The organism is Brevundimonas lenta (assembly GCF_014196335.1).
Lineage (GTDB): Bacteria > Pseudomonadota > Alphaproteobacteria > Caulobacterales > Caulobacteraceae > Brevundimonas > Brevundimonas lenta.
Genome location: NZ_JACIDM010000001.1, coordinates 1,207,126 through 1,218,188, shown reverse-complemented (window position 1 = coordinate 1,218,188; position 11,063 = coordinate 1,207,126). Strand labels below are relative to the sequence as shown.

Annotated in this window: 9 protein-coding genes; 1 reads left to right on the top strand and 8 read right to left on the bottom strand. The window is 70.3% G+C overall.

Going from position 1 to position 11,063, the window contains the following annotated elements; translation table 11 throughout:
- Positions 1-158: 158 nt before the first annotated feature.
- The gene (locus GGR12_RS06015) at positions 159-875 is read right to left on the bottom strand and encodes a WecB/TagA/CpsF family glycosyltransferase (RefSeq protein ID WP_183203436.1); all 717 of its coding nucleotides are present in this window, start codon (positions 873-875) and stop codon (positions 159-161) included.
- A gap of 47 nt (positions 876-922) precedes the next feature.
- Between GGR12_RS06015 and GGR12_RS06010 the strand changes: the two genes are divergently transcribed.
- The gene (locus GGR12_RS06010; RefSeq protein WP_246328739.1) at positions 923-1,369 is read left to right on the top strand and encodes a hypothetical protein; all 447 of its coding nucleotides are present in this window, start codon (positions 923-925) and stop codon (positions 1,367-1,369) included.
- A gap of 224 nt (positions 1,370-1,593) precedes the next feature.
- Here the strand turns inward: GGR12_RS06010 and murG are convergent, their stop codons facing one another.
- From murG to GGR12_RS05975, 7 genes are read right to left on the bottom strand one after another with little or no spacing between them, the layout of a single operon-like run.
- Positions 1,594-2,679, bottom strand: coding sequence for an undecaprenyldiphospho-muramoylpentapeptide beta-N-acetylglucosaminyltransferase (murG, locus tag GGR12_RS06005; protein ID WP_183203435.1), 1,086 nt, complete (start codon positions 2,677-2,679; stop codon positions 1,594-1,596).
- Between the two features lie 7 nt (positions 2,680-2,686).
- Positions 2,687-3,865, bottom strand: a complete 1,179-nt coding sequence (ftsW, locus tag GGR12_RS06000; protein WP_183203434.1) for a putative lipid II flippase FtsW — start codon at positions 3,863-3,865, stop codon at positions 2,687-2,689.
- Entirely contained in the window at positions 3,862-5,370 is a 1,509-nt protein-coding gene (gene murD / locus GGR12_RS05995; RefSeq protein WP_183203433.1) for a UDP-N-acetylmuramoyl-L-alanine--D-glutamate ligase, read from the bottom strand. Before murD ends, ftsW begins: the two co-directional genes overlap by 4 nt.
- A gap of 4 nt (positions 5,371-5,374) precedes the next feature.
- The gene (gene mraY, locus GGR12_RS05990; protein ID WP_183203432.1) at positions 5,375-6,484 is read right to left on the bottom strand and encodes a phospho-N-acetylmuramoyl-pentapeptide-transferase; all 1,110 of its coding nucleotides are present in this window, start codon (positions 6,482-6,484) and stop codon (positions 5,375-5,377) included.
- Positions 6,484-7,884, bottom strand: a complete 1,401-nt coding sequence (locus tag GGR12_RS05985; protein ID WP_183203431.1) for a UDP-N-acetylmuramoyl-tripeptide--D-alanyl-D-alanine ligase — start codon at positions 7,882-7,884, stop codon at positions 6,484-6,486. Before GGR12_RS05985 ends, mraY begins: the two co-directional genes overlap by 1 nt.
- Positions 7,877-9,331 (bottom strand): UDP-N-acetylmuramoyl-L-alanyl-D-glutamate--2,6-diaminopimelate ligase, encoded by a 1,455-nt coding sequence (locus GGR12_RS05980; protein ID WP_183203430.1) that lies wholly within the window; start codon positions 9,329-9,331, stop codon positions 7,877-7,879. The genes GGR12_RS05985 and GGR12_RS05980 overlap by 8 nt, the downstream gene beginning before the upstream one ends.
- Positions 9,328-11,037, bottom strand: a complete 1,710-nt coding sequence (locus tag GGR12_RS05975) for a peptidoglycan D,D-transpeptidase FtsI family protein (protein ID WP_246328806.1) — start codon at positions 11,035-11,037, stop codon at positions 9,328-9,330. Before GGR12_RS05975 ends, GGR12_RS05980 begins: the two co-directional genes overlap by 4 nt.
- Between the last annotated feature and the right edge of the window lie 26 nt (positions 11,038-11,063).

Sequence of the window (11,063 nt, the reverse complement as noted above, 5' to 3'; positions counted from 1 at the left end):
TGGCCCGCGGCCCCGTCCCCCCGGCGGAGCCGGGGGTGGGTAAACTTTCATTGTTCCCCCCCCCGTGGGGGTGGGGGCGCCCCGGGTCTGGGTGGGGCGGGGGGGGGCGCCCCCCTCCACCATGCTTCGCATGGTCCCCCTCCCCCTGAGGGGGAGGATCAGGACTTCAGCACTTCCGTCCTGACGAACCAGCCGAAGATCGCCGGCCCCTCCACCACATAGCGCCTGAACATCCGCCGCGGCTGGCTCAGCAGGCGATGCAGCCATTCCAGAGACAGTTGTTGGAACAGCTTCGGCGCGCGCTGCTGGCGGCCGGTGAGGAAGTCGATCGAGGCCCCGACGCACAGGGTGACGCCCGTCTTGCGGCCGGCGGCGCTCAGGGCGTGGGCGAACAGCTCCTGTTTGGGGAAGGAGACGCAGGCCAGCAGAACGTCCCACTCCGCACGGGCGGCGACGTCGACGGCCTCGATCCACTGCGCCGAACCAGGCGTCAACATGGGGGCTTCAAGAAAAGTCAGACGCCGTCCCGGATAGCGGGCGACCAGGTCGTCGAAGGCGGCGCGGTCGGGGCCGAAGACGGCGATGGTCAGATCATGCTCCGCCGCCAGCAGATCGGCGGTCAGGTCAGAGCCCGGATAGACGTCCAGCCGCTTGCCGCGCAGGCGCGCCAGGTGGGCCAGGATGCGACTGTCGCAGATGTGCAGGGCGGCCCCGGTATAGACGTCCGCATCGACGCGGCCGTCCATCAGCTTGATGACGTGGTCGACGTTGGGCGTGACGACATAGCCGTAGGGTCCGCGCGCCATTTCGCGCACCCGCCCCAGCAGGGCGGCGCGGTCGCCGTCGGCGAAGTCCAGCGTCATGAAGCGCGTCATGGGCGAAGCCTACTCGCGGCGCCGTCAACGCCCGGTTACGATGCCGGATGATCCTCGCCGCCCTTTCGCTGCTGCTGACCGACCCGGCCCAGGCGGAGCCGCACCGCTTCGTCTTCCTCGGGGCCGGCCGGTTCGCCCAGTACGCCGATCTGGCCAGCCTCCACGCCGATGGATCCGGAGGCCGCATCCGCGTCTTCCAGGTGGTCGCGCCCGACTTCCGCGCCGGCGGCGACGCCTACTGGGGCGGTTGGTCGTGGTGGTCGTTCGACTGCCACAGCGGAACGGTCGACCGGCTGGACTTCGCCTCGGTGCGCGAAGGCGGCCACGAGGGACCGGCCACGCCGGATCCGGCGCCGGCCTATCAGGCGGCACGGGGCGGCGACGCCTTCGAGATGCTCGCCGCCGCCTGCAATCCGGACGACTACACGGCCGACGCCGCGACGCTGGAAGAGGCCGTGGCGCACGGCCGGGCCAATCTGGCCGCGCTGGATTAGGTCGCCTTGTCATCCCGGACGCCGCGTCAGCGGCGATCCGGGACGCTGGAACGCTGAACGCTCTCCTCCCGGAAGCTGCGTCAGCGGCTATCCGGGAGACAGGCAGAGACAGTGCTTGCGGTGACCCGCCTCCCGGACAATCGCGCTGCGATTTCCGGGAGGTTGCTGCGTGGGGACGCCCCGTCCCGGATCGCCGCTGCGCGGCGTCCGGGATGACAAAAATGCTAGCTCGCCACCGCCTCGACCATGTCCGCCAGCGCGGCTGTGGCGTCCGGCAGGGCGGCCGAGCGGGCGGCGGCGCTCATCGCAGACAGACGCGCCGGGTCCGACAGGATCGGCTGAATGGCGGCGGTCATGCCGTCCACGGTGACATCGTCCTCAAGGATCATCACCGCGCCGCCCGGCTGCACCAGACTGTCGGCGTTGAAGCGCTGGTGGTCGTCGGTGGCGATCTTCAGCGGGATCAGGACCGACGGCAGGCCCGCCACCGCCAGTTCCGAACAGGTCGACGCGCCGGCCCGGCCGATGACCAGATGGGCCTCCGACAGCCGCTGGGCCATGTCGCGGAAGAAGGGCGCGACCTCGGCGTCGATGCCGGCCTCCAGGTAGATCTGGCGAGCGGCCTCCAGCGTCTCGGGACGCGACTGCTGCTGCACCTTCAGACGACCGCGGATCGCCTCCGGCAGGGCCGCCAGCGCGCGCGGCGCGGTCTCGGACAGGATGCGCGCGCCCTGGCTGCCGCCGGTCACCAGAACCTGAATGGCGCCCTTGCCTTTCGGGGCCACGAAGGGGCGCTCGTACAGGGCGCGGATGTCCGCCCGCACCGGATTTCCGATCAGGCTGACCCGCGCGCCCACGCCCTGCGGCACGCGCTGCAGATTGGGGAAGGAGGCGGCGACAGCGCCCACGTAGGGCGACAGCCACCGGTTGGTGCGGCCCAGCACCGCGTTCTGCTCGTGCAGCAGCGTCGGACGCTTCTGGCTGAGAGCAGCCAGCAAAGCCGGCGCAGACGGATAGCCGCCGAAGCCGACGACCACGGCCGCGTCGAGACGCTTCAGCGCCTTGCGGGCCTGGAGGACACCCTTCGTAATCGCGACGCCCGCCCTGGCCATGCCGATCGGGCCCTTGCCGGTGGCGGCGTCCAGGGCGATGCGCTCCTCGGCCGGGAAGGCATGGGCGTACTGCTCGCCCCGATGGTCGGTCGCCAGCACGATGCGCCAGCCCCGGGCGGCCAGTTCGCGGGCCAGCGCCTCGGCCGGGAACATGTGCCCGCCGGTGCCTCCGGCGGCGACGACGCAGACTTTCGACATGGCTGGCCTAGGGCAGAATGCGCCGGCGATCCGGCAGGGATGTCCCGGGCTCGTAGGCGCCGGGGCGACGACGGGTCAAGGCGAGGGCGAAGCCCATGGTCAGCCCCATCGCCAGCATCGACGAGCCGCCGTAGCTGATGAAGGGCAGGGTCATACCCTTGGTCGGGATCAGGTTCAGGTTCACCGCGATGTTGATGCAGGCCTGCAGGCCGATCAGCATGAACAGGCCCGCCGCCGCCGTCTGCTCGAAGCTGTCGTTCAGCTTCATCGCCCGCTTCATGCCGCGCACGACGATGAAGGCGTAGAGGCAGATCATGGTCAGGCTCAACACCAGGCCGAACTCCTCGGCGCCGACCGAATATATGAAGTCGGTGTGCAGGTCGGGCACGTGGCGCTTCATCACCCCCTCGCCCACCCCGCGGCCGACCAGGCCGCCGGCGCGGATGGCCTCCGAGGCGCGGTCGATCTGGTGGGTGTCGGTGGTCTCGGGCGACAGGAAGCGGCTCAGGCGGTCGCGCATGTGGCTGAAGGCGAAATACAGGCCCACCACCCCCGCCGCGCCCGCCGCGGCCAGGGCCGCCACCCACTTCAGCGGCACCCCGGCCATGAAGAAGACCGCCATGAAGGTGGTGGTGATCAGCAGGGTCTGGCCGATGTCGGGCTGGATCAGCAGCAGGCCGACGGTCAGGGCCCAGAAGCCGAAGGCGATGCTGACGCCGGGCACGCCCTGCCCCTTCTGCGCCTCGGAGAACATCCAGGCGGCGAAGACGATCAGGCTGGGCTTGGCGAACTCGGACGGTTGCAGGCTGAACGGCCCCAGGTTGATCCAGCGCGCCGCGCCCTTCACCTCATCGCCGATGAAAGGCAGGGCCATCATGGTGACGATGGCGCCGAACAGGGCCAGCACCGCGATCCGCCGCACGCCGCGCGGCGACAGCAGCGAGGTGGTCAGCATGATGCCCAGGCCCATCGAGGCCCAGACGATCATCCGCCACGAATAGTGGAAGGGATCGCTGATCGACTGGTCGGCGAGGATGGCGGCGGGGCTGGAGGCGAAGCTCAGCGCCACGCCCAGGCCCATCAGGGTCAGGGCGGCGGCCAGCAGGCCGCGGTCGACCGTCCAGAACCATTTGGCGATGGGGCTCTGGTCGTTGCGCGAGAATGCGGGGCTGTAGCCGTCGGTCATGATGCACTCGCGGGCCCGGAGAACGGTTGGGCGCCCAGGGCCAGGACAGCGGCGCGGAACGCCTCTCCCCTCGCCTCGAAATCGGGATACTGGTCGAAGGAGGCGCAGGCGGGCGACAGCAGGACCACCTGCTCGCCCCGCTCGGCGGCCGCGCCGGCGGCGGCGGCGGCCACGGCGGTCGCCATGTCGCCGCACAGGTCGTGACGAACGCCGTCCAGGGTGTCGGCGAAATTGCTCGCGGCCTCGCCGATCAGATAGGCGTGGCGGATGCGCGGGAAGAGATCGGTCAGGCTCTCGATCCCCCCGTCCTTGGCCCGCCCGCCGGCGATCCAGAACACCCGGTCGTAGGAGGCCAGCGCCTGGCGCGCCGCATCCGCGTTGGTGGCCTTGGAGTCGTTGATGAAGCGCACGGCCCCGAGCCGGCCGACCTCTTCCATGCGATGGGCGAGACCGGGGAAGGTCAGGAGGCCTTCGACCGCGGCGTCATGCGACACGCCGAGCGCGCGAGCAGCCGCATAGGCGAAGGCGGCATTCTGGGCGTTGTGTCGCCCGGGGAGCGAGCGGGCCGCGCGCAGATCGGCCACGACCTGTCCATCGATCCGGATGGCGCCGGGTCTGGCTTCAATCTTTCCGCTCATCCCGGCGAAAGCCGGGACCCAGTCCTTTGGGCGATCCGGCGATGGCGATGCGGTCGGCGCGCGATCCAGCTCTATGCGTTCCCGCGACAGAACTGGGTCCCGGCTTTCGCCGGGATGAGCGGATGTGGAAATGGCGGTGACGGCACGGCCGCTATCGGTGAGCGCGGACAGGATCGCCGCCCCCCACCGCTCGTCCGTCCCTACAAGCGCCAGCGACGCATGCTCGAAGATCCGCTTCTTGGCCGCGACATAGCCGTCCATGCCGCCGTGGCGATCCAGATGGTCCGGGCTGACGTTCGTCAGGATCGCCACGTCCGGCGCGAAGCTCGTCGTCAGGTCCAGCTGATAGCTCGACACCTCGATCACATAGACCGCGCCCGGCGTCGGCGCCGGCAGGGCCAGCACGCCGATGCCGATGTTGCCGCCGACGTGGACCGTTAGCCCGGCCTGTTTCAGCACCCAGCCGATCAGGGCGGTCGTGGTCGACTTGCCGTTGGTGCCGGTGATGGCGACGACCTTGGGGCGTTCGGCGTCCGGCAGGACCGCGATGGCGCGGGCGAACAGCTCGATGTCGCCGATGACCGGCACGCCCGCCGCCTTCGCCTTCACCACGGTCCAGTGCGGCTTGGGGTGGGTCAGCGGCGCGCCGGGCGACAGCACAAGGGCGGCGAAGTCCGTCCAGTCGGCGCGGGTCAGGTCCTCGACCGCGAAGCTCTCGGCCTCGGCCTGCATGCGGCTGGAGACGCTGTCGTCCCACAGCACCGGCAGGGCGCCGCCGGCCTTGAGGGCGCGCGCGGCCGTCAGTCCCGACCTGCCGAGGCCGAAGACCGCGATCCTCCGCCCTTCGAAGCCGGGAACGGAGATCATGCGCCTATCGCAGTTTCAGGGTGGCGAGACCGGCCAGGGCCAGCATGGCCGAGACGATCCAGAAGCGGATCACCACGGTCGACTCCGGCCAGCCCATCTTCTCGAAATGGTGGTGGATCGGAGCCATCAGGAAGATGCGCTTCTTGGTGGCCTTGAAGTAGGCGACCTGGATCATGACCGAGGCGGCCTCGATGACGAACAGGCCACCGACGATGCCCAGCACCAGCTCGTGCTTGGTGGCCACGGCGATGGCGCCGAGCGCGCCGCCGAGGGCCAGCGAGCCCGTGTCGCCCATGAAGATCTTGGCCGGCGGGGCGTTGTACCAGAGGAAGCCCACGCCCCCGCCGATGATGGCGGCGCAGAAGATGGCCAGCTCGCCCGAGCCCGGCACGTGGTGCACGCCCAGGTACTGGGAGAAGATGAAGTTGCCGACCAGGTAGGCGATGATCCCGAACGCGGCGGCGGCCATCATCACCGGCACGATGGCCAGGCCGTCGAGGCCGTCCGTCAGGTTCACGGCGTTCGAGAAGCCGACCATCGTGAAGGCGGCGAAGATCACATAGAACCAGCCGACGTTCAGCAGCACGGCCTTGAAGAACGGGAAGGCGATCGAGGTCTCGAGGTTCGGCGTGGTCGGCGAGGCCGTCATCCACAGCACGGTCATGACCCCGGCGATCAGCGAAACGATGATCTGGGCCACCAGTTTCTGCTTCGAGGTCAGGCCGGCGGACGTCTGTTTCGACACCTTGGCGTAGTCGTCGATGAAGCCCAGCACGCCGAAGGCGGCGGTCACGAACGAGACGATCCAGATGTAGGGATTGGTCAGGTCGCCCCACAGGAACACCGCCACGGCGATGCCGGCGAGGATCATCAGCCCGCCCATGGTGGGCGTGCCGACCTTCGACAGGTGGGAGACCGGGCCGTCCGAGCGGATCGGCTGACCCTTGCCCTGCTTGACCCGCATCCAGGCGATGAAGCGGCTGCCCATGGCCACCGCGACGATCATGGCCGTGGCCATGGCCAGGGCGACGCGCACCGTCTGGTACTGGACCAGGTTCAGCAGCGGGTAGTCGTTCGCGATGTCCGCGTAATACAGATACAGCAGGTAAAACATCAGGCGCTTCCTCCCAGAGCCCCCAGCGCCTTCGCCACGAGCGACGCCTTCGATCCGTTCGATCCCTTGACCATGACGATGTCGCCCGGCCGCACCAGCTTCGCGGCCTCGGCGGCCAGTTCGGCGGCGGTCTCGCGCCACAGGCCCCGACGCGTCGGCGGCAGGGCGTCATGCAGGCGGCGCATCTCCATCCCGGCGGCATGGACCAGATCCAGACCGGCGGCAGCGATGGGCTGGATCAGCCCCTCATGCAGCGTCCGCGACTGGTCGCCCAGCTCCAGCATGTCGGTCAGCACGACGACGCGACGGCCGCCCTCGACCACCGGCTTCGCGCCCAGACTCCGGAAACCCGCCGCCATGGACAGCGGATTGGCGTTGTAGCTCTCGTCGATCAGGGTGAAGGCCCCGCCTGGCGCTTGCACCACCGTGACCTGACCGCGTCCCGCCAGCGGCTGGAAGTCGCCCAGCGCCTGCAGGGCGGTGTCCAGCGGCACGTCCAGCGCATCCAGCATCAACAGCACGCACAGGCTGTTCAGGCCCCAGTGGAAGCCCGACTGGCCCAGCGTGAAGTCCAGCGGCTTGCCGTAGAACTCGGCCTTGATGCGCGCGCCGCCCTCGATCGGCTGGAAGTCCAGCAGGCGGGCGTCGTGACCGGCGCTGGTGCCGAAGGTGGCCAGACGGGCCCCGGCCTTGCGGGCGGCGGCGTCCAGCACGACGGCGAAGTCGACCTCGCCGTTGATGACGGCCACGCCGTCGGGGACCAGGCCTTCGAAGATCGACGCCTTCTCGGCCGCCACTCCGGCCTCGCCGTTGGCGAAGGCCTCGATGTGCACCGGACCGACGGTCGTGACGCAAGCGGCGTGGGGACGGACGAATTTCGACAGCGGGGCGATCTCGCCCGGCGCGTTCATGCCGATCTCGAACACCGCGCGCTCGACCGTGCGCGGCATGCGCGCCAGCGTCAGCGGCACGCCGATGTGGTTGTTGTAGCTCTTGATCGAGGCGTGGGCCGGACCCGCGAGGTCGAGGCCGGCCTTGATCGCCTGGGTCACGCTGGTCTTGCCGACCGAGCCCGTGACCGCGCCCCGGCGGACGTGGGGGCTGCGCTCGCGCGAGGCGACGCCCAGGGCTTCCAGCGCACGCAAGGTGTCGGCGGTGACGACGGCGGGGCCGCCCTCGACCGGGCGGACGGTGATAGCGCCCGCGGCGCCGGCTCCGAAAGCCGAGCCGGCGAACTCATGTCCGTCGCGCGCGCCCTGCAGGGCGACGAACAGGTCACCGGGAACGATCTCGCGGCTGTTGTAGGTGATGCCCGTCGCCTCGAATGGCGATCCGGACAGCTTTCCTCCGGTCGCGGCCTCGATTTCGGCGGACGTCCAGAGGGGTTTTGAATCAGGCATGGATACGCAGGGCTTCGGCGGCTTCGGTCGCGTCGTCGAACGGGTGAGTCACCCCGCCGACGATCTGTCCCTGTTCATGCCCTTTTCCGGCGATGACCACCACATCTCCGTCGCTCATCAGCGCGATGGCGTGGCGAATAGCCTGGCGGCGGTCGCCGATTTCCTGCGCATCGGGGCACCCCTCGCGGACCGCCTTGCGGATAGAGGCCGGATCTTCCGAGCGGGGGTTGTCGTCGGTGACGATGGCGATGTCGGCCAGACGGCCGGCGATCTCGCCCATCAGGGGGCGTTTGGCCCGGTCGCGGTCGCCGCCGGCGCCGAACACCACGATCAGGCGGCCGCGCGCGTGCGGACGCAGGGCGTTCAGCACCGTCTCGAGCCCGTCCGGGGTGTGGGCGTAGTCGACGTAGACTTCGCCGTGGCCGCCGCCGGCGATCCGCTCCAGCCGGCCCTGCGCGCCCTCGATCGTCTCCAGCGCGGCCAACACGCGGCCCGGCTTTTCGCCCGCAGCGATGCACAGACCGGCTGCCACCAGGGCGTTCGATGCCTGGAAGGCGCCGGCCAGCGGCAGCAGCACCTCGTGGATCTCGCCGCCCGCGTCGATGGTCAGACGCTGGCCCTCGGGCACGGCGACGCGACCGATCAGGGCCAGGTCGCGGCCGCGTTCGCCCACGCCCATCACGCCCAGGCCCGACATGATGCTGGCCGAGGCGAAGCTGGAATAGGCGTCGGAGTCCGCGTTCAGCACGGCGGTCCGCCCGCGCGGCAGCAGGGTCTCGAACAGCCGCAGCTTGGCGGCGCGGTAGGCCTCCATGTCGCCGTGGTAGTCGAGGTGGTCCTGGGTCAGGTTGGTGAAGCCGGCGGCCTTCAGGGTCACGCCGTCGATGCGCCGCTGGTCGATGCCGTGCGACGAGGCCTCCAGCGCCAGGTGGGTCACCCCCTCCTCCGCCAGCTGGGCCAGCATTCGCGCGGCGTCGGCGGCGTCCGGGCTGGTCAGGCCGGGGCCGGTCAAGGCTCCGTTAACGTTACCTGTCTGTTTCAAAACCCCAAGCGTGCCCATGCTTGCGGAAGACAGTCCGAGGCCGGCCCAGATCTGGCGGCAGAAGGCGGCCACCGAAGTCTTGCCGTTGGTTCCGGTCACCGCGACGCAGTTGGCCGGCTGGGCGCCGTAGAAGCTGCGCGCCGCGATGGCGTAGGCGCGGCGCACGTCGCCCGAAGTCACCAGCACCGGCGCCAGGGCGGCGTCGGTGTCGGCCGGGGCCAGCACGGCTGCGGCGCCCTGCGACAGGGCCTGCGGAATGAAGGCGCGGCCGTCGGCGGCGTTGCCCGGCAGGGCCACGAACAGGGCGCCCGGCGCGACCTTGCGGCTGTCGGCCGTGACCCCGGTGATGACCGGGTCGGCGGCGACGTCGCGGCGCAGCAGTTCGGACAGGCGCACGGGGCTCATCGGCCGTCGCCCTCCACGTCCTCGAACTGGGGAACCAGTTCGCCCAGGGCGGTGCGGTAGGGATCGGCGCGACGCTCCACGCCGAGGAAGGGCGCGATGCGGTCGGCGATGCGGCCCACGGCCGGCGCGGCGACGAAGCCGCCGGTGCGCGGATAGGTGCCCGGCTCGTCGACCAGCACCAGGATAGAGTAGCGGCGCGCGTCGACCGGACCGTCGGCCGGGAAGACGGCGGCGAAGGTGCCCACGGCATGCGAGGGGTCATAGCGGCCGTTGACCAGCTTGTTGGCCGAACCGGTCTTGCCGCCGACGCGCAGGCCCGGAGCCTCGGCGCGCCCGCCCGAACCGCGCACCACATTGCGGCGCATCAGGTCCAGCAGGGTCAGCGAGGTCTCGGGGCTGACCACCTGGCGGGCCTGGACGTCGCGACGGCCGCCCTTGCGCAGGGACAGCGGGATGAAACGCCCGCCGTTGGTCAGGGCGCCCATGGCGGCGCTCATCTGCAGCGGCGTGATCATGATGCCGTAGCCGAACGACAGCGAGGCCAGGGTCGAGTCGTCCCATTTGCGCGGACGGCGCGGACGGGCCGACTCGTGGAGTTCAATCGGGGCGGCGTCCAGCAGGCCGAAGCGGGTGAAGTAGTCGCGCATCACCTGCGGACCCATCTCGACCGCCAGGCGCGAGGTGCCGATGTTGGACGAGTGCAGATAGACCTCTTCCAGCGTCAGCACCTGGTTGGTGGCGTGGAAGTCGGTGATGCGGCGGTTGCCGATCATGAAGGCCTGGGAGGCGTCGAACTTGGTGTCCATGTCCGCCCGGCCGGTGTCGAGACCGGCGGCGACGGTGAAGGTCTTGAACACCGAGCCCATCTCGTAGTGGGCGGAGACGGCGCGATTCAGGTCCTCGTTGGTCGGCCAGCTGGCCATGCCGAGGACTTCGCCGGTCTGCACGTCGGTGATGATGCCCACGGCGCCCTTGGCCTGGGTCTCCATGGCGGCCGCGGCCAGTTCGTTCTCCAGCACGCCCTGGACGCGCAGATCGATCGACAGCGGGAAGTTCTCGCCCTTGGCGCCGGCGGCGCGGATGTCCTCGTTGAAGGCCAGCTCGGCGCCCGAGACGCCCTGCCCGCCCGTGTCGGCCACGCCCAGCACGTGCGAGGCCGAGCCGCCCAGCGGATAGACGCGGCGATCTTCCGGCTCGAAGGTCACGCCACCCAGGGCCAGGGCGTGTACGGCGGCCTTCTCCTGCGGGGTCAGGCCCGGCAGCACGATCAGGCGGCGATCGCCGTTCAGGACCTTGCGCAGCTTGGCGACCGAGACGCGCGGCAGGGCGCGCTTCAACTGCTGGGCGGCCAGCGGCTTGTCCCAGACCTGGGCCGGATCGATGTACAGGCCGTAGTGGGTGATGTTGGTGGCCAGCAGCGCGCCGTTCCGGTCGACGATGTCGGCGCGGACCACGGCGTTGGGGTGGCTGACCGAGCCGACGCCGCCCTTCGGCGTCATCAGGGCCGCATGGGCCGCGCCCAGGGCCAGGCAGATGAACACCGCCGAGAAGGCCGACAGGATGACGAAGATGCGGACGCGGGTGTCTTCCTCGGGCCGCGCGTCGGCGCGGGCGCGGCCGAACGAATGCTCGACCCACCACATCGCCTCGGCCAGCCAGCGCCACGACGGCAGCAGGCGGCGCGGCGTGAAGGCCGGACGCGGCATCTGCGGCGCGGGGCGGCCCCAGGCGT